Annotated in this window: 24 protein-coding genes and 1 other RNA gene; 4 read left to right on the top strand and 21 right to left on the bottom strand. The window is 34.0% G+C overall.

The features are described from left to right. Positions 1 to 7: 7 nt before the first annotated feature. Complete coding sequence (locus LQ679_RS05070) at positions 8 to 220, bottom strand: helix-turn-helix transcriptional regulator (RefSeq protein WP_037588763.1); 213 nt, start codon at positions 218 to 220, stop codon at positions 8 to 10. 182 nt (positions 221 to 402) lie between these two features. Here LQ679_RS05070 and LQ679_RS05065 point away from each other — a divergent pair, with 182 nt between their 5' ends. Continuing rightward, positions 403 to 951, top strand: a complete 549-nt coding sequence (locus tag LQ679_RS05065) for a helix-turn-helix domain-containing protein (protein WP_239762214.1) — start codon at positions 403 to 405, stop codon at positions 949 to 951. A gap of 12 nt (positions 952 to 963) precedes the next feature. Then, positions 964 to 2070, top strand: coding sequence for a tyrosine-type recombinase/integrase (locus LQ679_RS05060; RefSeq protein WP_239762213.1), 1107 nt, complete (start codon positions 964 to 966; stop codon positions 2068 to 2070). Between the two features lie 130 nt (positions 2071 to 2200). On the opposite strand, the gene ssrA is transcribed toward LQ679_RS05060, so the two are convergent. From ssrA to LQ679_RS04995, 13 genes are all read right to left on the bottom strand, one after another. Further along, positions 2201 to 2557: a transfer-messenger RNA gene (gene ssrA, locus LQ679_RS05055) on the bottom strand. 79 nt (positions 2558 to 2636) lie between these two features. After that, positions 2637 to 3104, bottom strand: a complete 468-nt coding sequence (smpB, locus tag LQ679_RS05050) for an SsrA-binding protein SmpB (RefSeq protein WP_037560253.1) — start codon at positions 3102 to 3104, stop codon at positions 2637 to 2639. Between the two features lie 10 nt (positions 3105 to 3114). Beyond that, positions 3115 to 5463: a ribonuclease R gene (gene rnr / locus LQ679_RS05045; protein WP_239762212.1), complete on the bottom strand. Its 2349-nt coding sequence runs from the start codon at positions 5461 to 5463 to the stop codon at positions 3115 to 3117. Between the two features lie 35 nt (positions 5464 to 5498). Further along, complete coding sequence (locus tag LQ679_RS05040) at positions 5499 to 6239, bottom strand: alpha/beta hydrolase (RefSeq protein ID WP_025906374.1); 741 nt, start codon at positions 6237 to 6239, stop codon at positions 5499 to 5501. An 89-nt stretch (positions 6240 to 6328) separates the two neighbouring features. Next, on the bottom strand, positions 6329 to 6562 hold the full coding sequence (secG, locus tag LQ679_RS05035) for a preprotein translocase subunit SecG (RefSeq protein WP_025906376.1): 234 nt from the start codon (positions 6560 to 6562) through the stop codon (positions 6329 to 6331). Between the two features lie 69 nt (positions 6563 to 6631). Further along, positions 6632 to 7975 carry a 3-phosphoshikimate 1-carboxyvinyltransferase gene (aroA, locus tag LQ679_RS05030; protein ID WP_204170657.1) on the bottom strand — a complete coding sequence of 448 codons (1344 nt, stop codon included), beginning with the start codon at positions 7973 to 7975 and terminating at the stop codon, positions 6632 to 6634. Between the two features lie 1146 nt (positions 7976 to 9121). Beyond that, complete coding sequence (gene eno, locus LQ679_RS05025; RefSeq protein ID WP_025904549.1) at positions 9122 to 10426, bottom strand: surface-displayed alpha-enolase; 1305 nt, start codon at positions 10424 to 10426, stop codon at positions 9122 to 9124. A gap of 31 nt (positions 10427 to 10457) precedes the next feature. Further along, entirely contained in the window at positions 10458 to 11990 is a 1533-nt protein-coding gene (gpmI, locus tag LQ679_RS05020; RefSeq protein WP_239762211.1) for a 2,3-bisphosphoglycerate-independent phosphoglycerate mutase, read from the bottom strand. After that, entirely contained in the window at positions 11990 to 12751 is a 762-nt protein-coding gene (gene tpiA / locus LQ679_RS05015; RefSeq protein ID WP_025904547.1) for a triose-phosphate isomerase, read from the bottom strand. Before tpiA ends, gpmI begins: the two co-directional genes overlap by 1 nt. Before the next feature lie 22 nt (positions 12752 to 12773). Beyond that, positions 12774 to 13964: a phosphoglycerate kinase gene (locus LQ679_RS05010; protein WP_239762210.1), complete on the bottom strand. Its 1191-nt coding sequence runs from the start codon at positions 13962 to 13964 to the stop codon at positions 12774 to 12776. Between the two features lie 114 nt (positions 13965 to 14078). After that, a complete protein-coding gene (gap, locus tag LQ679_RS05005) occupies positions 14079 to 15089 on the bottom strand; it encodes a type I glyceraldehyde-3-phosphate dehydrogenase (protein ID WP_025904545.1) in 1011 nt (336 codons plus the stop codon). Between the two features lie 48 nt (positions 15090 to 15137). Then, positions 15138 to 16154, bottom strand: a complete 1017-nt coding sequence (locus tag LQ679_RS05000; protein ID WP_048539903.1) for a sugar-binding transcriptional regulator — start codon at positions 16152 to 16154, stop codon at positions 15138 to 15140. Positions 16155 to 16304: 150 nt separating this feature from the next. Then, complete coding sequence (locus LQ679_RS04995) at positions 16305 to 16550, bottom strand: glutaredoxin family protein (RefSeq protein ID WP_107565252.1); 246 nt, start codon at positions 16548 to 16550, stop codon at positions 16305 to 16307. Positions 16551 to 16727: 177 nt separating this feature from the next. Here LQ679_RS04995 and LQ679_RS04990 point away from each other — a divergent pair, with 177 nt between their 5' ends. Continuing rightward, complete coding sequence (locus LQ679_RS04990) at positions 16728 to 16898, top strand: hypothetical protein (RefSeq protein ID WP_159315299.1); 171 nt, start codon at positions 16728 to 16730, stop codon at positions 16896 to 16898. A 94-nt stretch (positions 16899 to 16992) separates the two neighbouring features. After that, the gene (clpP, locus tag LQ679_RS04985) at positions 16993 to 17583 is read left to right on the top strand and encodes an ATP-dependent Clp endopeptidase proteolytic subunit ClpP (RefSeq protein ID WP_025904542.1); all 591 of its coding nucleotides are present in this window, start codon (positions 16993 to 16995) and stop codon (positions 17581 to 17583) included. 50 nt (positions 17584 to 17633) lie between these two features. Here clpP and whiA read toward each other — a convergent pair whose 3' ends face one another. The 7 genes from whiA to LQ679_RS04950 all read right to left on the bottom strand — a co-directional run bounded on the left by whiA (position 17634) and on the right by LQ679_RS04950 (position 24361). Continuing rightward, a complete protein-coding gene (whiA, locus tag LQ679_RS04980) occupies positions 17634 to 18578 on the bottom strand; it encodes a DNA-binding protein WhiA (protein WP_025904541.1) in 945 nt (314 codons plus the stop codon). Positions 18579 to 18708: 130 nt separating this feature from the next. Further along, the gene (locus LQ679_RS04975) at positions 18709 to 18861 is read right to left on the bottom strand and encodes a hypothetical protein (protein WP_185805774.1); all 153 of its coding nucleotides are present in this window, start codon (positions 18859 to 18861) and stop codon (positions 18709 to 18711) included. Between the two features lie 145 nt (positions 18862 to 19006). Beyond that, on the bottom strand, positions 19007 to 19993 hold the full coding sequence (locus LQ679_RS04970; protein ID WP_191836336.1) for a gluconeogenesis factor YvcK family protein: 987 nt from the start codon (positions 19991 to 19993) through the stop codon (positions 19007 to 19009). Continuing rightward, positions 19990 to 20895, bottom strand: a complete 906-nt coding sequence (gene rapZ / locus LQ679_RS04965; protein WP_037588755.1) for an RNase adapter RapZ — start codon at positions 20893 to 20895, stop codon at positions 19990 to 19992. Before rapZ ends, LQ679_RS04970 begins: the two co-directional genes overlap by 4 nt. Before the next feature lie 527 nt (positions 20896 to 21422). Beyond that, positions 21423 to 22370, bottom strand: coding sequence for a thioredoxin-disulfide reductase (gene trxB / locus LQ679_RS04960; RefSeq protein ID WP_025904538.1), 948 nt, complete (start codon positions 22368 to 22370; stop codon positions 21423 to 21425). A 63-nt stretch (positions 22371 to 22433) separates the two neighbouring features. Then, on the bottom strand, positions 22434 to 23870 hold the full coding sequence (locus tag LQ679_RS04955) for a hypothetical protein (RefSeq protein ID WP_204188842.1): 1437 nt from the start codon (positions 23868 to 23870) through the stop codon (positions 22434 to 22436). Positions 23871 to 23878: 8 nt separating this feature from the next. Continuing rightward, positions 23879 to 24361, bottom strand: coding sequence for a DapH/DapD/GlmU-related protein (locus tag LQ679_RS04950; RefSeq protein ID WP_204188843.1), 483 nt, complete (start codon positions 24359 to 24361; stop codon positions 23879 to 23881). Positions 24362 to 24365: the final 4 nt, after the last annotated feature.

The following is a 24365-nucleotide window of genomic DNA, read 5'->3' as shown; positions in this document are numbered from 1 at the left end:
AGTCCTCCTATGATCCAATTTTAATTTCATTACTAAATAATTCATCAAGTGTCATACCATATAACTCTGATAAAATCTTGCCTTCTTCGATAGTAAAACCAGCTTTACCTGATTCCTTCAATTGGAATCTCTGTGGAGATATCCCTAATTTTTTTGCCACAAATGCTTGTGATTGTTTTGCTTCATTTCTAGCAATATAAATATTCCAATTCTTTGTCATGTTAATTCCTCCCATCATTTATAACGCCGTTAGAGATATTTCAGTTTAAAAAATAAAACGATTAAATATCGCTATCAGCTATATAATGTAATAATAACACTTATTCTTTAAATTGCAATCATTTTATTTATTTTAATGTGTTTTTTGTTTTGTTTCTGTTATTATAATTAGGAGGTGAAAATATGACTATCGGTGATAATATAAAAAAAATAAGAAAAGAAAAAGGTTTTACTCAACAACAGTTTGCAAAAGAAATAAATATTTCTCAATCATATTTAAGCGATTTAGAAAACAATAGAAAAAATATAAGTACCAAGACACTAGAACTTCTTTCTGAAAAACTTAATATTAGTATGAATTATCTAACCACTGGTGAAAAAATGCTAAGAGATTTAACCGAAGATGAAATAGCAACCGAATTTTTTAGTTGGTCAGAAAAAATGAATGAAGATAAAAGGAGTAAAGTTCAAAAAATCTCGAATTTTTTTAATAATATTGATAATACAGATTTATCATTAATAGAAGTACAGTTTTTAAATAATTCTATTAAGTTTTTCCAAAATGCAACAAGTGATGAAATAAATTTCATGCAAGTTTTACTATTAAAATTAAATGAATATTACGATGCTAAATATCATGATAATTATGATAAAAATGAAATAGATAATGTGTACAACGATATAAAAAATAGTTTCGATGATTTCTTAAAAAAATACTTAAATGTTGAGTAGGAGTGATATTTATTGAATCACGATTTAAAAATTTCACACAACATATATAAAGATGCTAAACGTGGTACTTATTACTTTCGTATCAAATACTATGATGAAACAAATACACGTCAAGAAATAAGGCGCAGTGGCTTTTCGCAACGTAAAGAAGCAGTTAAGAAGTGCAATGAACTATTAGATGAATTAGAGGGCATAGGCAATATTGACACGTTGCCATTTGATGAATTGGTAATTGAATATGCTGATTGGTATTCAGCAAGACGTAAGCAGTCCAGCTATAAGGCACTAATGACACACGTTAATAATCATCTACTACCACACTTCAAGAAAACAGACGTATATCAACTTGATACAAAAGCAATTATGAAATTTCAAAATAAGAAATTAAAAGAGGGACACTCTGGGGAATATTTAAAGAAGATGCATGTATTTCTTGTATCTATTCTTAACCATGCTATGAAGTATCACGATCTAAAACAAAATGTAGCATCTCTTGTAGGTAATTTTGAGATAGAATCAAACAAACGATTGAACTATTGGACTGTTGAACAATTTAATGAGTTTGTGGAAGTATTGCCAACTATTCAACAAAAACTTTTCTTTAAACTGTTATTTTATACTGGGGCTAGAAAAGGAGAAATAAGGGCTATTACATGGCGTGATATTAATTTTAACGAGAACTACATACATATAGATAAAACTGATTATCATGGTACTGTAACAACGCCTAAAACTAAAGCAGCGATACGTGATATATATTTGCCACAACATGTTATGGACGATCTAACAGAATATCAGTCATGGTATAAGGATAATAATGTTTATAAAGATGATTATGTATTATTTGGAACGTTCTTTAAGTCATTCAGTGAATCTACTATTGATAGATGGTTTACGACTGCACTTAATATATTAGATGATAACCTACCAGACGGGCAAACATTCCCACGTATTGTTATCCATGAATTAAGACACAGTCATGCATCACATTTAATCAATCATGGTGCTAATATAATGATAATAGCCCAGCGATTAGGACATGCTGATACAACCGAAGTAATGAACAGATACGGACATTTATACCCTAGTACACAAAAAGAAATAGTAAAATATTTATAATTAATACACTCTAAAATCTAATATGATTTAGGGTGTATTTTTATGTGCTGTGCACTTTTTGTGCACTTTTTGTGCACTTTTTGTGCACTCAAAAATAAAAAGCCCATAACCACAAGGGTTATAGGCTATATAATGGAGACGGCGGGAGTTGAACCCGCGTCCAGAGATCCTGATACAAATGTTTCTACGTGTGTAGTCTAGTCGTTAAGGTTTCGCGTTGTCTCAGGGGACTGACACCCGAAGACAATGCTAGCTTGATTAATCTCTTCTCGTCAGACTTCAAACGGCAGTGACGAGCGTATCCTACTTAAGTTGAATCACGTTAACGGCACATAGGCGATGCGGTTAGGTGATGCAGAGTGCTATTACGCAGCTACTGCTAAATTATCTTGTTTGCCAGTTATTATAACTGTTGTGTTGATGACGAAGACAACCCTCCGACACGCTTCATAAGCTCGGGGACCCCTGTCGAATCCGTAACGTCCCCTCAATAAGAAATATACTTCCTTTTAACAGAAGTATATTTAATCTTAACAATTTTTGATTGATTTTTCAATACAAATTGCTTAATATCGTTGTTTCATTGCTCTTTCAACGTCACGTTTTGCTTCTTTTGCTTTTAATGCATGTCGCTTATCATAGTCACGTTTACCTTTAGCTACACCTAAAAGAACTTTACAGTAACCGTTTTTAATGTAGAGTTTAAGTGGGATTAATGCATATCCTTTTTCTCTTGTAATGCCAAAGAGTTTATCGATTTCTTTTCTTTTTAAAAGTAATTTTCGGTTTCTCAATGGATCATGATTAAATCGGTTACCTTCTTCATATGGCGCGATATGCATGTTATATACATACATTTCTCCATTAAATACACGCGCATATGAATCTTTTAAGTTTGCACTACCTCGGCGAATGGATTTGATTTCAGTACCTTGAAGTACAATACCCGCTTCAACCGTATCTTCTATTGTGTAATCATGGCTTGCTTTACGATTTTGTGCTAATGGTTTACTTTGAACTTTTGGCACATCCATCACCTACTTTCTATTTTTTCTTTCGTCTTGCTTTGTTTTTCACAGCTTTTGCTTTGTAATAAGGCTTTTTATTTTTCTTACCTTGCTTACCTTGATTGCCACCTTGTTTACCTTTAGCTCTACCTTTTTTATGCTTATTAGGTTTATCTTGTTCTTTAACTGTACCACGTTTTTTTGCTTTGATTGTTTTTTCTCTTGCTAAGCGTTCTCTATTCTTTTCAGCTATTGGCATTCCAACAATTTGAAAATCAATCATACGCTCATCAACGTTAACATTAATTACTTTAACTTCGACTTTGTCACCAATTCTAAATACTTTAGCTTGGCGCTCACCTATAATGGCCATATTACGCTCATCAAAGTTGTAATAGTCATCTGTTAAGTTAGAGATATGCACCATACCTTCAATTGTGTTCTCTAGCTCTACAAACATACCAAAGTTCGCTACTGAACTGATAATACCTGTAAACACTTCTCCAACGTGTTGAATCATATACTCTGACTTCTTCAAGTCATCTGTATCACGTTCAGCATCAATTGCTCTTCGCTCACGTTTAGATGTATGGTCAGCGATGTCTGGCAACATTTCTTCCCAATGTCTAATTTGTTTGCTGTTCATAGATTTTTCAATTAAATATTTACGAATTAATCTATGCACAATCAAGTCAGGATATCTTCTGATTGGAGATGTGAAATGTGTATAGTAATCTGCTGACAAGCCAAAGTGACCTAAATTATCTTCACTATATCTAGCTTGTTGCATACTTCTTAACATTAAAGTAGAAATAACCATTTCTTCTTTCTGTCCAGCAACTTCTTCTACAATTTTCTGTAATGTTGCAGGGTGTATGTCTTCACTTGAACCTTTAACAGCAAGTCCAAAGTTTGAAATAAATTCAAAGAATTGGTTTAATCTTTCTGCTTTTGGATTCTCATGGACACGATAGATAAATGGCACTTCGAGTTTACTAAAGTGTTCAGCAATCGTTTCGTTAGCAGATAACATAAAGCTTTCGATTAATCGTTCTGCATCATTTCTTTCTCTCACTTTAATGTCTGTAGGTATACCATCTTCATCTACCAATACTTGTGCTTCTTTAATATCAAAATCAATTTCCCCACGTCTTTTACGTTTAGCGATTAATTGTTTTGATAGTTGTTGTGCTAAATCAAGCATTGGTGTGATTTCTGAATACTGTTCACGAATGTCTTGATCGTCATTTTCAATAATGGCATTTACATCTGAATATGTCATTCTATAATCTGAGTGAATAACACTTTCAAAGATATCATGTCTGATGACTTCACCTTGTTGGTCTATTTCCATTCTACAACTCAATGTTAATCTATCTTCATGAGGGTTTAATGAACAAATACCATTACTTAATCTATGCGGAATCATAGGGATTACTCTATCGACAAGATATACACTTGTTGCTCTGTCATATGCTTCTTTGTCTAACTCACTATTTTCTGTTACATAGTAGCTGACATCAGCAATACTAACTGTAAGTTCTGTTAAGCCATTGTCTAAAGCTTTTACAGAGACAGCGTCATCTAAATCTTTTGCGTCTGCACCATCTATCGTGATTGTAAGTTCATCTCTTAAATCTCTTCTACCTTTAATTTCGTCTGGACTGATTTGATCTGGTACATTTTCAGCTTCTTGAATAACATTGTCAGGAAATTCAATATTAATACCATGTTGATATATGATAGATAAAATATCGACACCTGGATCATTCTTATGACCAAGAATCGCTTTAACATGACCTTCAGGATTATGCGTACCATCGGCATATTCAGTAATTTCTACTAATACTTTATGACCTTCAATTGCACCAAGATTTTTACCTTTAGGAATAAAGATATCTTGTGTAATACGTTTATCATCAGGTAATACGAAACCGAAATGTTTCGCTTCTGTATAAGTACCAACAACTTGCGTAATATTACGTGTCGTAATTGCTTTAACTCTACCTTCAATCTTACCTTTATGATCTCCACGAGATGGCACAACTTCTACTAATACTTCATCGCCATCCATCGCTTTATTAATTTGATTAGGTGGGATAAAGATGTCTTCTATTGTGTCATCTTCCGGTCTTAAAAAGGCAAATCCTTTTTTGTGTTGACTTAAAGTACCTTTTACAAGGTCTGATTTCTTACTTTTCTTCTTATATCTATCCGTTTTTGTTCTTTCTAGTTGACCCGTTTGTTCTAAATCAACTAGAACTTTAATTAATTCTTTAAATGAATCAGCATTACTAAGTCCTATTGCATCTTGAAATTCACTTACGGTCATAGGACTGTATTCTTTATCATTGATGATTTCTTCAACTTCTTCTCTTAGATTCATAGTGGGCCTCCTTTCTCGTTTATATTATGTGTGTCTTACTCGGACCAATCTAATGATTCTAAGAATTGATATACGTCTTCAAATACTTGTTCTTTTTCTTGTCCGATTGTTATAACATGACCAGATTCTTCATACCATTTAATATTTTTGTCATCAGAAGATGATTCATTATAAATAATATTAGCTGAATCAGGGTTAATCATTTCATCTAGTCTACCTTGTACAACAAACAATGGATCAAATACTTCGTCTACTTGATCTCTCACACCTTGAATTGTTTCTTGTAAATCTTTCAAAGTATTCGTAGGATGAAAATGTTTCATTTCTTCTTCAATTTGTTCAGGTGTTTTGCCTTCATATTTTTTAAATTCTCTAGCATAATCTAACACACCTTCAAACATCGTGCCTTCAGTTTTTATATACATAGGTGAGCACATTGTTACAATACCTTTTACATCTCTGTTTAAACTTAATTTTAAACTAAATACGCCACCTAGTGATAATCCAGCTACTGCTATTTCAGTATATCCTTTTTCTTCTAAAAAATCATATGCATCTAAACAGTCTTTAAACCATACATATGGACTTGATTCCAATATCTCTTCTGGTGGTCTACCATGACCTTCATAATGCGGAGCATATGATGTATACCCTTTTTTCTGTAAGTAACGTCCTAATTGTCTAACATCTGATGAATTACCTGTAAATCCATGTAAAAGTAATACTGCTCTTTTTCCTTCTTCAAAAAAGAAAGGTTTAGGTAATTGAATTCTCATGAATGACCATCCTTTAACATAATCTAGTTCTATTGTATCGTTTTTTTACTTGTATATAAATAAAAAAGTCCGACAATACAGTCGGACCACTACATTTTGAAGTAAGTAATTGCTAACATTAATAAGAAAAATAAAATTGCTAAAATAATTGTAACTCTGTGTAAAATTAAATCTATTCCACGTTGTTTTTGTTTTCCAAATAATTGTTCTGCTCCGCCACTAATTGCACCAGATAAACCAGTACTCTTACCTTCTTGAAGTAATACGACGGTAATCAATGCAATACAAACGATGATTAATAAGACGATTAAAAATGTATGCATGGACTCGGTCCTCCTGTCTATTATAACAGTAGCATTATAGCATATTTACAATATGCACTCAAGTTTTCATTAATGATACTCAACCGATATACCTAACGATGCTAACATTTCAAAATATGTTGGGCAAGTCTTTGATACACATGAAGGATCTAATAATTTAATCCCATCAACTTTAGTACCCATTAAACTTAATGACATTGCAACACGGTGATCATCATAAGTATCTAGAGTTGCTGCCTTTACATCACCTGGCGTAATAGTCCAACCATCTTGATGTTCAGTAACTTCAATACCTAATTTTGTTAAACTTTCTGTTAATGCAGATACACGATTACATTCATGATGACGTATATGTTCTACACCTGTAATTGTAATTGGACCATCAGCAAATACAGCTAAACTGCCAATTGTTAAAGCTTGGTCTGAGCAAGCATTCATATCAATTGTTAAGTTCCCTTTTAATTGTTCAGGACCAGAAATCACAACATAATCAGGACCTTTTTCAACAGTTGCACCCATTCTTTCAAGAATATCGACAACTTCTAAATCAGGTTGATGACTTTCCATATTTAAATGATTAATTTTAATCGTAGACTTATTAAGTGCTGCTAATGCCATGAAATAGCATGCTGTAGATAAGTCAGCTTCTAATGGTAAAGTAGCTGCTTCATACTCACCTTGTTCTACTTTCATATGTGTATAATCATCTGATACATCTACATGTATGCCAAATTGTTTCATCATTTCAATTGTAATATCCACATAAGCGCTTTGAACTATCTTAGTCGTAAGTTCTATTTCAGTTGGTTTGTTAAATAAAGGTGCCGCCATTAATAAACCACTGATAAATTGACTTGATTGATTACCAGCAATTGAAACTTTTCCACCCGTTTCCGGTGCACCTTTTATAGTTACTGGTAACTGACCTTCTTTTTCAAGATACGTTAATTGAACACCTAATTGTTTTAATGCATCATGTAAAGTCTTGTGAGGTCTACCAGCAAGTTGTTCAGTTGAAGTAATAGTGATTTCACTTTTCTCTTGAGTTCCTAAAATACCTGGTAAGAATCGAGCAGTCGTACCAGCAGAACCAATAAATACTTGTTGTTTCTCAGGTAACTCTGAACGATTAATACCTGTAATATGAAGTTCATCACCTACAGCTTCAACAGTCGCACCTAGTTTTTTAATTGTTTCCATACACCAGTATGTGTCATCACTCTTTAAGTATCCAGATAATTTAGAAGTACCCTTACTAAAACCAGCCAAAATAAAAGCACGATTCGTTACACTCTTACTACCCGGAATCATGACTTCTTTATTAAATGCTTCTTTAATAGGATGAAGAGATAATTGATCCACACCATCTAAACTAGACCAAGGTGATTTTGCACTTTTTAAATTAATCGTCATTATGATCCTCCTATAAAATTCATTGCCTCTATTATAGAACATTTTCAAATAGAATGAAATGATAAAATAGTATTGATTTAAAGCGTTAAAGAATTTGTTTGGTAATGTAGTTGTAGGAGATGAGAGGTATATAGTTTGTGGTTTAAATGTGTAGTGTGGGATTTAATTGTGTAGAGTAGGATTTCTTGGCTTTAATCGGTGAGAGGATACGATTTGGGGGAACTCTTGGCTTAAGTTAGAAGTTAAGCTATGAGTTAGGCGATCTCTTGGCTTTATTCAAAAGTTAAGCTACGACTTGGGCTATCCCTTGGCTTAAGTTAGAAGTTAAGCTACGACCTGAGGCATCTCTTGGCTTTATTCAGGAGTTAAGCTACGACTTGGGCTATCTCTTGGCTTAATTTAGAAGTTAAGCTACGACTTGGGCTATCTCTTGGCTTTATTCAGAAGTTAAGCTATGACTTGGACCATCTCTTGGCTTTATTAGGTAGTTAAGCTACGACTTGGGCCATCTCTTGGCTTTATTTAGGAGTTAAGCTACGACTTGAGGCATCTCTTGGCTTTATTCAGGAGTTAAGCTATGACTTGAACCATCTCTTGGCTTTATTAGAAAGTTAAGCTATGACTTGGACCATCTCTTGGCTTTATTAGGAAGTTAAGCTACGACTTGGACCATCTCTTGGCTTTATTAGGAAGTTAAGCTACGATTTGGGCTATTTCTTGGCTTTATTAGAAAGTTAAGCTACGATTTGGGCTATCTCTTGGCTTTATTAGAAAGTTAAGCTACGACTTGAGACATCTCTTGGCTTTATTAGGAAGTTAAGCTACGACTTGAGGCATCTCTTGGCTTTATTGGGTAGTTAAGCCATGACTAGTCAATTTTTTAAGCAATCAAAAATGTTCATTCCCAAAAAATCATATTTTTTTTGAAAAGATGTGTGTTTACTCCACCTTTAACTCACATATCCCGATAATCCACTCCGATAATCACCCAACCGCTCCGACCACTCCAGCCTTCCTCTATCCATATTCTCCACCAAACACCTCCCTACTTTACCCACCAAAATTTCTATAGCAACTATAAAAAGCCCAAAAGATGTGACGACATCTTTTGGGCTTTATGTGAACCATTTTTATTTATATGCTCAATTATTTTGATAAGTTATAGAAAGCTTTGATTCCTTCGAATTTACCTGTTTCGAATAATTCATCTTCGATACGTAATAATTGGTTGTATTTAGCAATACGGTCAGTTCTTGATAATGAACCTGTTTTGATTTGGCCAGCGTTAGTTGCTACTGCGATATCAGAGATTGTAGTATCTTCTGTTTCACCTGAACGGTGTGATACAACTGCAGTGTAACCAGCTTTTTGAGCCATTTCGATTGCTTCGAATGTTTCTGTTAAAGTACCGATTTGGTTAACTTTGATTAAGATTGAGTTACCGATACCTTTTTCGATACCTTCAGATAATTTTTCAGTGTTTGTTACGAATAAATCGTCACCTACTAATTGTACGCGGTCGCCGATACGGTCAGTAAGAAGTTTCCAGCCGTCCCAGTCATTTTCATCCATACCGTCTTCGATAGTGATGATTGGGTATTTGTTTACTAATTCTTCAAGGAAGTCTACTTGTTCTTCAGAAGAACGTTTAGCACCATTTTCACCTTCGAATTTAGCATAGTCATATACGCCGTTTTCGTAGAATTCTGATGCTGCACAGTCGAATCCTAAGAATACATCTTTACCTGGTTCTAAACCAACTGCTTTGATTGCTTCTAAAATTGTTTCAACACCGTCTTCAGTACCTTCAAATTTAGGAGCGAAACCACCTTCGTCACCTACTGCAGTTACTAAACCACGAGATTTTAAGATTTTAGCTAAGTTATGGAAGATTTCTGCTCCCCAACGTAAAGCTTCTTTGAATGATTCAGCACCTACTGGTAAAATCATGAATTCTTGGAATGCGATTGGTGCGTCTGAGTGAGAACCACCGTTAACAATGTTCATCATTGGTACTGGTAATTGAACACCGTTGAATCCACCAAGATATTTGTATAATGGTTGACCTAAGAAGTCAGCTGCAGCACGAGCTACTGCGATAGAAACACCTAAGATAGCATTAGCACCTAATTTAGCTTTGTTTGGTGTACCGTCTAAAGCGATCATTAATTTGTCGATAGAAACTTGTTCTAATACTGAGAATTCACCTTCAATGATTTCAGGTGCAATGATTTCGTTAACGTTTTCTACAGCTTTAAGAACACCTTTACCTAAGTAACGATCTTTGTCTCCGTCACGTAATTCTACTGCTTCATATTCACCTGTTGAAGCACCTGATGGTACTAAAGCTCTACCAAAAGCACCGCTTTCAGTTAATACTTCTACTTCTACTGTTGGATTACCACGAGAGTCTAATACTTCGCGTGCATAAATATCTGTAATAATTGGCATAATTAAAACTCCTTTATAAATTTATAATTTATTATTTAATTAATGATTCACCAGTCATATCTTCTGGTTTTTCTACTCCAAGTAAGTCTATAAGTGTTGGTGCTAAGTCTGCTAAGCGACCTCCACTTCTTACTTCTACCCCTTCTTTTGTCACAATAACAGGAACAGGGTTTGTTGTATGAGTTGTCATAGGTGATTCGTCATCTGTTAACACTTCATCAGAGTTACCATGGTCTGCTGTAATGATAGCTGTACCATTCATTGATAAAATTTTATCAACAACTTCACCTAAACATTCATCTACTGCTTCAATTGCTTTAATTGTTGGTTCAAGCATACCACTATGACCAACCATATCAGGGTTCGCAAAGTTTAAGATAATTAAATCTAAATCACCTTTATCTAACTCACTGATTAAAGCATCTTTTACTTCATATGCACTCATTTCAGGTTTCAAGTCGTATGTTGCAACTTTTGGTGAATCGATTAATACTCTTCTTTCACCTTTAAACTCTGCATGATTACCACCGCTCATGAAATAAGTAACATGAGGGAATTTTTCTGTTTCAGCAATTCTTAATTGATTTAAATTATTTTTCTCAGCTACTTCACCGATTGTATTTTTGATATCAACTGGTTTAAAAGCAACTTCGGCAATAACATCATCACTATAGTTTGTAAAAGTAACAAAGAATAAATCATCTAGTTTACGTTTAATTTCAAAACCTTCAAATTTTTCATTTGTATATACTTGGCTAAGTTGTGCCGCTCTATCTGGACGGAAGTTAAAGAATACCATAGCGTCATGGCTATTTACGCCAGTGTTTTCTACACCTTTTTCTTCGTCTTTAACGATAAATGGAACAACAAATTCATCTGTTAGACCTTCTTGATAATTAGCTTCTACACCTTCAACTGCAGTTGCATATACATGTCCAACGCCATTAGACATTGCATCGTAAGCTTTTTCTTCACGATCCCAACGTTTATCTCTATCCATAGCGTAATAACGACCAGAAATAGAAGCAAATTGACCTATACCTAGCTCTTTAAATTTATTTTCAGTTTCTTCAATATATTTAAGTGCTGATTTTTGATCAACGTCACGTCCGTCTAAGAATCCGTGAACATAAACTTTTTTAACACCTTGTTTTTTGGCCAATTCTAATAGTGCAAATAGATGTTTGTAGTGACTGTGAACACCACCATCTGATAAAAGTCCCATTAAATGTAGCGTTGAATCATTTTTTACAACGTGATCCATTGCTTGTTTAAGTGCGTCAATTTCAAAGAAATCGCCATCTTCAATTGATTTATTGATTCTAGTTAAACTTTGATAAACAATTCTTCCTGCACCAATGTTTAAGTGACCTACTTCAGAGTTACCCATTTGACCTTCTGGTAGACCTACATCTAAACCACATGCTGATAATTCGTTATGTGGATATTTGTTGTAATATCTATCAAAATTTGGTTTGTTGGCTTGTTTTACCGCATTACCATGCTCTTCTTCACGATTAGCAAAACCATCAAGAATGATAAGTGCTGTTGGTTGTTTAGCCATTATTTAGCACCTTCTAATAATGCTACGAATGAATCAACTTTTAATGAAGCGCCGCCAACTAATGCGCCATCGATATCTGATTGAGCCATATATTCTTTAATGTTTTCTGGTTTAACACTACCACCGTATTGTACACGTAAAGCATCAGCAGCTTCTTGAGAGAAAGCACCTGCAACAACGTTACGTACGTGTGCACACATTTGGTTAGCATCTTCAGAAGTTGAAGATTTACCAGTACCAATTGCCCAGATAGGTTCATAAGCGATTACTGTCGCTTTAACTTGATCTTCTGTGAAACCTTTAAGTGCTGCTTCAACTTGACCACCTACTACTGATTCAGCTTTACCTGCTTCTCTTTCTTCTAATGTTTCACCAACACAAATAATTGGTGTCATATTATGAGAAAATACAGCTAATGCTTTTTTATTAACATCTTCGTCAGTTTCGTGGAAGTATTCACGACGTTCAGAATGTCCTAAAACGACATACTTAACACCTAAATCTTCAAGTGCTGCTGGAGATGTTTCACCAGTGAAAGCACCATTATCTTCAAAGTATGCATTTTGCGCACCAATTTGTAAGCCTTGTGCTACGCCTTCTTTAGTTAAGTTAACAAGTGCATCTAATTGTAAAGTTGGTGCACAAATTACTGAATCTACCTCATTAGTATCTGGTAATGCTGGAAGTTCATTAACAAAGTCTTTTGCTTCTTGAACTGTTTTATTCATTTTCCAGTTACCTGCGATAATTGGTTTTCTCATGATATATAAACTCCTTTTATGATTATTTTTCAGAAATTGCTTCGATACCTGGTAATGCTTTACCTTCTAGATATTCTAGAGAAGCTCCGCCACCTGTAGAAATGTGTGTGAAATCATCAGCAAATCCTAAGTCCATCGCTGCTGCAGCTGAATCTCCACCACCGATAATTGTTGTAGCATCTTTTAAATTAGCGATTGCTTTACATACGCCAATTGTACCTTGTGCAAAGTTACTAAATTCGAATACGCCCATTGGACCATTCCAAACAACTGTATTTGAACCTTGTAGAGCTTCACTAAATACTTCAACTGATTTAGGACCGATATCCATTGCTTCTTGATCAGTAGGAATTTCATCAGCAGAAACAACTGTAATTTCAGCGTCATTTGAAAATTCTTTAGCTACTTTACAATCAACCGGTAAAATAATTTTATCGCCAGCACGTTCAAGTAAATCTTTAGCAAAATCTACTTTGTCTTCTTCAAGAAGAGATAAGCCGATTTCTTTACCTTGTGCTTTGAAGAATGTATATGCCATTCCTCCACCGATGATAACTTTATCAGCAATTGTTAATAAGTTTTCGATAACACCAATTTTATCAGACACTTTCGCGCCACCTAAAATTGCTACTAAAGGACGTTCAGGTTCACTTACAACGCCGCCGATAAATTTAATTTCTTTATCCATTAAGAAACCTGATGCTGTTTCAATATTAGATGCAATACCTACGTTAGACGCATGTTCACGGTGAGCTGTACCGAATGCATCATTGATAAATACATCACCTAATGAAGCCCAGTATTTACCTAATTCAGGATCATTTTTAGATTCTTTTTTACCATCAACATCTTCAAAACGTGTATTTTCAAATACTAATACATCGCCTTCAGATAATCTGTCGATTGCGCTTTCTAACGCTTCACCACGAGTTTCTGGTACGAATGTTACTTCTTTATTTAATAATTCACTTAAGCGTTCTGCTACTGGTTTAAGTGACAATCCTTGTTTATCTTCTTCAGTTTTCACTTTACCTAAATGTGAGAATAAAATAACTTTACCGCCTTGTTCGATAATGTATTTTATTGTAGGAAGCGCTTGAACGATTCTGTTATCGTTTGTAATTGCACCATCTTTCATTGGTACATTAAAATCTGCTCTTACAAGTACTTTTTTACCTTTTAATTCTACGTCTTTAACATTCTTCTTTGCCATGACTTGTCTTCCTCCTCTAGATAATAGAAAATACTTTACGATTAAAAATAAGCGGAGAAGCGTTGTGCTCCCCGCTTACTCATAAGCATAACCTATTTAGTTCAATTATTTAAATTATTTGTTAGCTTGAGCTGCTAAATATTCTAAAGTACGAACTAATTGTGAAGTGTAAGACATTTCATTGTCATACCAAGATACAGTTTTAACTAATTGACGATCTCCAACTGTCATAACACGAGTTTGAGTTGCATCGAATAATGAACCGTAAGTGATACCAATGATATCAGAAGATACGATTTCGTCTTCAGTGTAACCGAATGAATCATTTGTAGCATTTTTCATTGCTGCATTGATTTCTTCAACTGAAACTTCTTTGTCTAATACAGCTGTTAATTCTGTTACTGAACCAGTTGCTACTGGAACACGTTGAGCTGATCCATCTAATTTACCTTTTAATTCTGGAATTACTAAACCGATTGCTTTAGCAGCACCAGTTGAGTTAGGTACGATGTTTTGAGCAGCTGCACGAGCACGACGGAAGTCACCTTTAGCATGTGGAGCATCTAAAGTATTTTGGTCACCAGTGTAAGCGTGAATTGTCATCATTAAACCTTCAACGATACCGAATTCATCATTTAATACTTTAGCCATTGGAGCTAAACAGTTAGTTGTACAAGATGCACCTGAAACGATTTCTTCAGATCCGTCTAATTCGTCATGGTTAACGTTATAAACGATAGTTTTTAAGTCACCTGATGCTGGAGCTGAAATTAATACTTTTTTAGCACCTGCTTCGATGTGAGCTGAAGCTTTGTCTTTGTCAGCGAAGAAACCAGTACATTCTAGTACTACATCGATATCTAAATCGCCCCATGGTAATTCTTTAGGGTTAGGATTTTCAAAAGTTTTGATTTCTCTACCGTTTACGCGGAATCCGCCTTCGATAACTTCTACTTCGTCTTTGAAACGACCTTGTGTTGAATCATATTTTAATAAATGAGCTAACATTGCGTCATCTGTTAAATCGTTGATTGCTACTACTTCGATATTTTCAACTTCTTGTAATCTTCTAAATGCTAAACGACCTATTCTACCAAAACCATTAATTGCTACTTTAGTTGCCATTATGATGGCCTCCTTTTTATTTTTTATTCAAAAAGGTTAAATAACCTTTTATTCCAAATTGATTATTGCTTTTGCAGCACCTTCGTCGGTGATAAGAATTGTATTCTTTGGCGCAATCTCAAGATAAGCTTTTATCGCTTCTGCTTTAGATGTCCCACCTGCTACTGCAAAAATGTTTGTCTTTGTTGTTAAGTCTTCTAGTTGCAAACCGATTGTCTTAACACGATGCACGACCTCACCTTTGTCATTGAAATAATAACCAAAAGCTTCTCCGACAGCATGATGATGTTTCAATTGGCTTAATACTGCTTCAGAAGTCTTCCTTCTTTCCGCCATCTTCAGCGCATCACCAATACCGTGAATAATAAAATCTGAACGACGTATTGCATCTAGCACCTCAATAACTGCAGGTTCTTTCAGCAAAGTTTCGTATGAACTTTCACTCACTTGGTCTGGAACATACAAGACTTTATATGACCCACCTGTACGATTTGCCATGCTTGCGCAAATTGTATTCGCTTGAAACACAACGTTTTCACCCAAACCACCACGCGCTGGCGTGAACAAAATGTCTTTATCTAATGGATGTAATGACTCACTCACTCTTGCCATTGTTGAACCACCAGTTACTGATACTGAAGCATGATCGTATAATGACTGTTCTAGTAATTCAGCAGTAACATTACCCATTTCTGCTTTAACCATCTCATCTAAATCCGAATTACCTCTCACTATATGAGCTTTCACACCATATCGATTAAAAATTTCTTCTTCAATATGATTAAAACTAGAATAAAGTGTTAAATAATGTGATAAAGAATCAAGCGTTTGCTCGCCTGTTTCAGTCAATTTCATACCAGTTGACCGAACGCTGATTAAATCTTGTTGTTTTAAAATTTCTATCTCAGTTCTCAATACCCGTTCAGTGACATTCATAACATCACTCAACGTTCTTCGACCTATAGGCTGCTTCTTCTCGATTGTCGATAAAATATTAAAGCGTCGATACATCTTGTCAATCAAATCAGGAACTAGTCTATGTTGTACTTTTAGTAAATCTTCCATAAACAAGTCGCCTCCTCAAAGATTAACAGATGGGCAATATCTAACCTGGGTTAGACGTTTTTCGTCCCATGCGGGTCAAAAAAATAATATCTGTTTACAGTTTTATAATACACCCCTTATATATAGAATGCAAGTTAAAAGCGTTTCCTATTATTTCAATTGATTATATGCCTCTGTCAATGTGATGAAATCAATATTTCCTTCTTGTAGAACTTGTCCATCATATTCAACAACTGGAATTCTTAACATATATTTTTCAAGTAATGTATCATCTTCTTCAATATTAATAGTATCTATTTTTATTTCATGATCGTACGATTCTTTAAAAAATTCAATTTGAATCTTAGCATCTTCACATAAACCACAATTTGTTCCAACATAAAATTTAATTGTCATCCAAATCATCCTTTACAAAGTAAGCCTCCCCGAGACGAATCGAACGCCCATTTCAAGAACCGGAATCTTGCGTGTTATCCGTTACACTACGGAGAGATAAGTCTTAATAAACACTTTATATCTACTTAATATATTGTCGATATAATAGAATTATCAACTATTAAGGAGTGAAGCAAAATGAATACAACTCAAAGAGAGTATTTCATCAGAAAAAGATGTGACTATTTTAATATAGAAGTCACACAAATTCACTGCACACAGCTCGTTGATTACGGAAACTATTATATCATTTATGCTAACATTGACAACTCATATCACAAATTCCCAGTGTATAAATCAGCTATTTAAGTTATAATATTCATCAGTAGGTCATATTTTTTGACCATGTTTGACTTTGTAGTGTATGATATGGTCATTAAGATATTCAAAGGAGGATTAACTGATGAATTTAATACCAACAGTTATTGAAACAACAAACCGCGGAGAACGCGCTTATGATATTTATTCACGTTTATTGAAAGACCGCATTATTATGTTAGGGTCAGCTATCGATGACAATGTAGCTAACTCAATCGTTTCACAATTACTATTCTTACAAGCTCAAGATTCTGAGAAAGATATTTACTTATATATCAACTCTCCAGGCGGTAGTGTAACAGCAGGATTTGCGATTTACGATACAATCCAACACATCAAACCTGATGTTCAAACTATTTGTATCGGTATGGCAGCATCTATGGGTTCATTCCTACTAGCAGCTGGTGCTAAAGGTAAACGTTATGCATTACCAAATAGTGAAGTTATGATTCACCAACCACTTGGCGGTGCACAAGGACAAGCTACTGAAATTGAAATTGCAGCTCGTCATATTTTACGTACACGTGAGAAATTAAATAAAATTTTATCTGAAAGAACTGGACAACCAATTGAAAAAATTGAAAAAGACACTGATCGTGATAACTTCTTAACAGCTGAAGAAGCTAAAGAATATGGTTTAATCGATGATGTTATGCATCCAGAAGATATTAAATAAATATATTAATAAAGAAGCACCTGAGACATGAATTGTCCCAGGTGCTTTTTTTATTGTTGAATTGTCTCGCCGTTTCTAATTTTTTCAGCCATTTCATTTAATTTACGTAATCTATGATTAATACCTGATTTAGAAATTTTACCTGTGCTTACCATTTCACCTAATTCTTTAATTGAAACATCTTGATTATCTATTCTAAGTCTTGCAACTTCTCTTAAACGATCTGGCAAGTTATCAATACCAATTTCTTTATCGATGAGCTGAATGCTCTCAACTTGTTTCATGGCGGCACTCACTGTTTTGTTTAAGTTAGCCGTCTCACAATTGACTAATCGGTTAACTGAATTTCTCATATCCCGAATAATTCTTACATCTTCAAACTTCAAGAGTGCTTGATAGCCACCTATCAAACTTAAGAAATCGGAAATCTTTTCAGCTTCTTTCAAATAACTGATAAACCCTTTTTTGCGCTCTAATAATTTAGCATTTAAATCATATTGATTCATGAGTGCGGTTAAATCTGCTGAATGTTCTTCGTATAATGAAAAGATTTCAAGATGATAAGAAGAAGTCTCTGGGTTATTAACAGAACCCCCTGCTAGAAATGCACCTCTTAAATAACTTCTTTTACAACAATCTTTTTGTAAAATATCTTTATCTATTTCATGTTTAAACATGCCATCTTGTAAAATACCAAGCTCATCTAATATTTCTTTAGCTTTTACTTTTATTCGACTAATATATATATTATTTTTCTTAAGTTTCATTTTCTTTCTCACTAATAATTCAACTTCAACACCGAAGCATTTTTTTATTAATGAAAATATTCGACGTGCTATCGCTGCATTTTCAGTTTGTACATTTATAACAAATTGCTGATTAGATATGCTTAAATTACCGTTCATCCTAATCAAAGCTGAAAGTTCTGCCTTGGCGCAACAATCATCTACTTCAATTCTTGTTAATTCATTTTTCATTTCTGAAGCAAAGCTCACAGCAGATCATCCTTTCTTAGTTTATACGCACATAAAAATAATGATATGCCAAAAGACATATCATACGTTTTGCATCTATTTCATATTACATGGAATAGCCGGGCGTATCAAGTTTTTAAACTTGAACTTTTTATGTTTTACTTGAAGGTTCTTTAATAACTCCAAATAAAATCATCGCCAAACCAATGATTAAAAATGAAATACCTATCTGCTGATTTGCGATTAAACCTATGAGTAAAAATATACAACCTAATATCACCATTAATATTTGAACACTTTTCATGACCCATCACCCCGAATTGAAAACCCTTACATTTATATTACTCGATTTCCATAAAAAAATGAAGCAAATTGGACATGAATGAGTGTCTCATTTGCTTCATTAAAAATCATTATTTTCGTTTGTCTGTTTTCTCTTGAGTATACAATTATTTATCTTTCTTATATTGAATTGTACTGATTTCTCTTAAGGCTATTTCGTAAATGAGTTGTGCCAACACTTTATTGTTATGTCTAATGTATTGATGAGGTGTGATACTTACTAATTCATTATCATGAATACATTGTACACCCATTTCTTTCAATTTCTCACCATCAAATTCAACTTGTTTAGCTTCTTCTTGTTCATATCTTAATAAGATATCTTTATCGAAACGCTTATTTTGACATATTACAAAGTCAATAAATGATGCGCCTACATGGTCATGAATAGCTTTAACATGATCACTTACTGAATAACCTGTTGTTTCACCTTTTTGAGTCATAAGGTTACATACATATAATCTTTCCGCTTCAGTATTAACTATTGCATCTTTAACTTTATTCAAAATTAAATTAGGCATTATACTTGTATATAAAGAACCTGGTCCCATTACAATTAAATCCGCTTCTTCAATTGCATCTATTGCTTCTTTCATCGGTTCAATATCTTGAGGGGTTAAAAATACTTTTTCAATTTTCTTATCTGTCTTAGGAATTTTAGATTCTCCGACAATGATTTCACCATCTGACATAACTGCATTCAGCACAACACTTCTCGTTGTTGATGGAATGACTTGTCCTTTAATATTCAATAGCTTACTTAATTCTTTTACAGCATGTCCAAAATCATCCGTAATATTTGTCATTGCTGCTAACAATAAATTTCCGATTGAATGACTGCCAAGTTCTTCTTCTTCAAAACGATATTGGAATAACTTTTCAAGCATTGGTTCAGTGTCACTAAGTGCCGCTAATACATTTCTGATATCGCCAGGAGCAGGTATATCCATCACATCACGAATTTTACCAGTACTACCACCATCATCTGCTACAGTTACAATGGCGGTAATATCTATTGGATATTCCTTTAACCCTCTTGCTAATACAGAAAGACCGGTTCCTCCGCCAATTAAGACGACTTTTAATCTTTTCATGTTCTTGGCTTACTTTCAATATGTGCATCGCGATGTGATGTATACACAACATAGTCAAAGTTCTCTTTAATATCTTCCCCTAAACGTTTCGCAAGTGCTACAGATCTATGTTGACCACCCGTACAACCGATTGCAATCGTCAATTGGGATTTCCCTTCTTTCTTATAACCTGGCAACATAAACATTAACAGATCACTAAACTTTTTATAAAATGTATTCGTCTCTTTCCATTTCATCACATATTGATAAACTTCATCGTCGAGACCAGTCATAGGTCTTAACTCTTCAACATAATATGGATTTGGCAAAAATCGTACATCAAAAACTATATCTGCATCAATAGGCATACCATGTTTGAATCCAAAGCTCATCACTCTTACTTGAAATGTTGTAGAAGGATCTTCTTCAAATGCTTCTACAAGTTCTTGTTTCAATTCTTTAGGTTTCTTTTCAGTCGTATCAATCACAAAGTTACTGATACCTTTAATATCACTTAATAAAGATCTTTCTCTTTCAATTGCAGATAATAAACTACCTTCCTCACTTAAAGGATGTGTTCTTCTTGTTTCTTTATATCTAGAAATTAATTTTTTATCGCTCGCTTCTAAAAACAAAATATCTACTACTACTTTTTTCTCACTTTGTATATAATCTAATTCATCTCTTAAATTTCCAAAGAAATCCTTACCTCTTAAATCGATACCAATTGCAACTTTTGATAAAGAAGGATTACCCTGATCCATTAAATCAACAAATTTTTGCAATAATATAGGCGGTAGATTATCAACACAAAAATATCCTAAATCTTCTAAAGCTTGTAGCGCGACTGATTTACCCGCACCGGACATTCCTGTAACCACGAGAAGTTCATTTTTTACATTAGTTTTGTCGATAGGTTGCATAACAGTTCTCCTTTAACGATCATATATACTTTTATCTTACATGATTACACCACAAAAAACATTAAATAAATGGCCAATACTAGTGTATCTTTCCCGTAATATTAAGGTAATAATCACTTATGAAATAGCATCGATTATATTGATGTTTCGTTTTTGGGTCGATATTTATTTTTATCGGACTGAAAATCCTGTTTTCGGGTCGGTAAATTTTTTTATCGGTCCATATTCTCTATTTCTGGACCGGTAATTTTATTTATCGGTCCATATTTTCCGTTTCTGGACCGGTAATTTTATTTATCGGTCCATATTTTCCGTTTCTGGACCGGTAATTATTTTTATCGGTCCATATTCCACATTTCTGGACCGGTAATTTTCCGTATCGGTCCATATTCCACATTTCTGGACCGGTAATTTTCCGTATCGGTCCATATTTTCCACATCCGGACCTACCGATAATCACATTCCGCACCTACCATCCACATAAAAAAAGAGGCGGGACATGTGTCCTCGCCTCTTCACTACTCAAATTATATTAATTGTTCTTCGTCTTCTAATGATTCGATATATGCTTGTGCATTTTGTGCTGCGATACTGCCGTCACCTGTTGCTGTAACGATTTGACGTAATGTTTTTTCACGAACATCGCCTGCTGCATATACACCTGGTACTTTAGTTTCCATTTCATCATTTGTTTCGATATAGCCATTTTCATTTAAAATGCCTAATGATTCAAATGGTTTAGTTAATGGTTTCATACCGATATAGATGAATACACCATCAGCTTGGTGTTCTGACTCTGATCCGTCTTCAGTTGAAACTAATGTTACTGACCCTACTTTACCATCTTTTTCATTAATTGTTTTTAATGTTGTGTTCCAAATGAAATCAATTTTTTCATTTTTAAATGCACGGTCTTGAATAATTTTTTGAGCTCTTAATTCGTCTCTTCTGTGAACAATTGTAACTTTGTCTGCAAATTTAGTTAAGAAAATACCTTCTTCGACAGCTGAATCTCCGCCACCGATTACGTATAAGTTTTTCCCTTTAAAGAATGCACCGTCACATACTGCACAGTAACTTACACCACGTCCACCTAATTCTTGTTCACCTGGTACACCAATTTTTTTGTACTCTGCACCAGTTGCAATGATAATTGCACGAGCTGTTAATGTTTTGTCACCCATATTTACAACTTTATAAGAACCTTTATCTTCTATTTCTTTAATGTCACCATATTCATATTTAGCACCAAATTTTTGTGCATGTGTAAACATTTTAGTTGATAAGTCTGGACCTGTTATTAAATCAAAGCCAGGGAAGTTCTCTACATCTTCAGTGTTTGCCATTTGTCCACCTGGCATACCTCGTTCTATCATTACAGTTGATAAATTTGCTCTTGAAGCATACACTGCAGCAGTCATTCCTGCTGGTCCTGCCCCAACTATAATTACATCATAATCTACTTGTGTAGTCATTTATAAACTGCCTCCTCTTATTAATTCAGTAGAATTGTACATCATAATCATTACTATTCATAACTATATGCTCAAAATAGCATTGATCGCTTTATTCAAGCGATACGTCGTAATATGAAATGTATCTTTAATCTCTTTTTTAGTTATTTTTTTATTTAACATCTTTAAATAAATATAAATTGATGCTGCAACATAATGTTCAACTTGTTCAATCGATTCATTATCTGCAATGAGCATTTCTGCATGTTCAATCCATGATACAAAAATCTCTTTACCATATTTTTGATATGTGGATTGTTCGATAAGCTTCATACCTTTATCAATAAAGCCTAACTTGTTTAAATGTAAATCTTGAAAAGTATACGTTATATATAACCTTTCATAGTCTGGTAAACTTTCAAGAACTTCCCATATTTCATGAGACATAACGAGTTCTCTATGTTTCATATGCCCTAATAAAAAGATGCCATATAATCTATATCGATAGTCTTCGTCTTTTAATAAAGGTAACACATGACGGTCTAACATATCTTTGAGTTCATCAATTTTCCAAGGTGGCAATTGACTATGATATTGTACACTATCTTCAAATCTTTGCCAATGTCTTTTCGCTTCATCTAAATATCCTAAATGATAGAAGTTGTAACTTAAGGCGTGGTGTAATTGTGGCGTAGCAGCTTGTGCTTTTTTTAGAAGAGGCACTAATAATTGATTAGAAGGTTTATGCTTTCCTAAATAGCTTAGAACAACACCCAATTTAAAAGATTCTTCATCATTAATAGGATGTAATTTACTTAATTGATTCAGATATTGCTCATAACGTTCTAGCTGTTGCGTGTTGTATAGCAATAACGTCATATGACATAAAGCGTAAATATCAGAAGGATTATCTTCCAATATCGTTTGTAACAATATCTCCGCTTCGTCATATTGACTATTGTATAACATAGACATCGCTTTTAAATTCATAATATGTTTATCTTCTTGTAATTTAGCACGTTGTCTATCAATATATTCATTCGCTTCTTGTAACCTGCCATGTGAAAATAAGTATTGAAAAATATGTTGAATCACAAATCTTTCCGCTTCTTCTTCCACAATTGTTTGATCATTATACTTTACTTCAAACATTTGAATCATTTCTTCAAAATAATCTTGGTCGTCCTCTTCTGTTACATATCTCAACCCAAATAAAAATGCTTTATTAGGTTCATTCGTCTTTATATACATTTGACTTAAATAAAAATAATAATCTGTCACAAAATTTTCTTTCACAATTTGATCGAACATCATTTCTTCAGCTTGAGTATTTTTATTTAGCTCTACAAGACATTCAGCATAAGGCGGTATAATCACAAAATCATTAGGTGATAGTTCAAGCGCTTTTTTAAATAAAGACTCGGCATATCCGAAATCTTGTTCTCTCATTTTTTCCATTGCTTTATGATAATAGAAGTCTTTATCAAACTTTACGTGTATGACATTTGAATTTTCTCCCAACGACTGACTCACCGCCTTTTTTTAAGTTCCATAGGATTGCCATATGCCATCATATCATTAGGTACATCTTTCGTCACGATTGTACCACTTGCTATAACAGCATTATCACCTATACTCACGCCTGCAAGTATAGTGGCATTTGCACCAACTAAGACATTATCTCCAATGTTTACACGGCCAATTCTATATTCTTCGACTAAATATTCATGACATAGAATGGTTGCATTATATCCTATTACACAGTTTTTACCGATAGTGATAAGTTCAGGATACATAATATCAGGCGTTGCTTTATATGCGAAAGCTGTCTTTTGCCCAACTTTCATCTTAAGCCCTTTTCTGTATAGAAAATGTTTCCATTTAACACTCGGTAAATATCTACTAATTTCAATGATAATAACATTTTTAAACACTTTTATAAAACGTACTGTTTCATACATTTTCCATAATGGATTCGCACCATCTACTTTTTTAGTCTTTAATGCTCTCACATAA

Source organism: Mammaliicoccus sp. I-M35, from assembly GCF_022386455.1.
In the GTDB taxonomy this organism is placed as follows: Bacteria; Bacillota; Bacilli; order Staphylococcales; family Staphylococcaceae; genus Mammaliicoccus; species Mammaliicoccus sciuri_A.
This window is presented reverse-complemented; position numbering and strand designations above follow the sequence as displayed.

Coding starts and splice junctions, on each gene's coding strand:
- LQ679_RS05070 (WP_037588763.1), bottom strand. CDS start 220: ATGACAAAGAATTGGAATATTTATATTGCTAGAAATGAAGCAAAACAA.
- LQ679_RS05065 (WP_239762214.1), top strand. CDS start 403: ATGACTATCGGTGATAATATAAAAAAAATAAGAAAAGAAAAAGGTTTT.
- smpB (WP_037560253.1), bottom strand. CDS start 3,104: ATGGATGTGCCAAAAGTTCAAAGTAAACCATTAGCACAAAATCGTAAA.
- rnr (WP_239762212.1), bottom strand. CDS start 5,463: ATGAATCTAAGAGAAGAAGTTGAAGAAATCATCAATGATAAAGAATAC.
- LQ679_RS05040 (WP_025906374.1), bottom strand. CDS start 6,239: ATGAGAATTCAATTACCTAAACCTTTCTTTTTTGAAGAAGGAAAAAGA.
- secG (WP_025906376.1), bottom strand. CDS start 6,562: ATGCATACATTTTTAATCGTCTTATTAATCATCGTTTGTATTGCATTG.
- aroA (WP_204170657.1), bottom strand. CDS start 7,975: ATGACGATTAATTTAAAAAGTGCAAAATCACCTTGGTCTAGTTTAGAT.
- eno (WP_025904549.1), bottom strand. CDS start 10,426: ATGCCAATTATTACAGATATTTATGCACGCGAAGTATTAGACTCTCGT.
- gpmI (WP_239762211.1), bottom strand. CDS start 11,990: ATGGCTAAACAACCAACAGCACTTATCATTCTTGATGGTTTTGCTAAT.
- tpiA (WP_025904547.1), bottom strand. CDS start 12,751: ATGAGAAAACCAATTATCGCAGGTAACTGGAAAATGAATAAAACAGTT.
- LQ679_RS05010 (WP_239762210.1), bottom strand. CDS start 13,964: ATGGCAAAGAAGAATGTTAAAGACGTAGAATTAAAAGGTAAAAAAGTA.
- gap (WP_025904545.1), bottom strand. CDS start 15,089: ATGGCAACTAAAGTAGCAATTAATGGTTTTGGTAGAATAGGTCGTTTA.
- LQ679_RS05000 (WP_048539903.1), bottom strand. CDS start 16,154: ATGGAAGATTTACTAAAAGTACAACATAGACTAGTTCCTGATTTGATT.
- LQ679_RS04995 (WP_107565252.1), bottom strand. CDS start 16,550: ATGACAATTAAATTTTATGTTGGAACAAATTGTGGTTTATGTGAAGAT.
- LQ679_RS04990 (WP_159315299.1), top strand. CDS start 16,728: ATGAATACAACTCAAAGAGAGTATTTCATCAGAAAAAGATGTGACTAT.
- clpP (WP_025904542.1), top strand. CDS start 16,993: ATGAATTTAATACCAACAGTTATTGAAACAACAAACCGCGGAGAACGC.
- LQ679_RS04975 (WP_185805774.1), bottom strand. CDS start 18,861: ATGAAAAGTGTTCAAATATTAATGGTGATATTAGGTTGTATATTTTTA.
- LQ679_RS04970 (WP_191836336.1), bottom strand. CDS start 19,993: ATGAAAAGATTAAAAGTCGTCTTAATTGGCGGAGGAACCGGTCTTTCT.
- rapZ (WP_037588755.1), bottom strand. CDS start 20,895: ATGCAACCTATCGACAAAACTAATGTAAAAAATGAACTTCTCGTGGTT.
- trxB (WP_025904538.1), bottom strand. CDS start 22,370: ATGACTACACAAGTAGATTATGATGTAATTATAGTTGGGGCAGGACCA.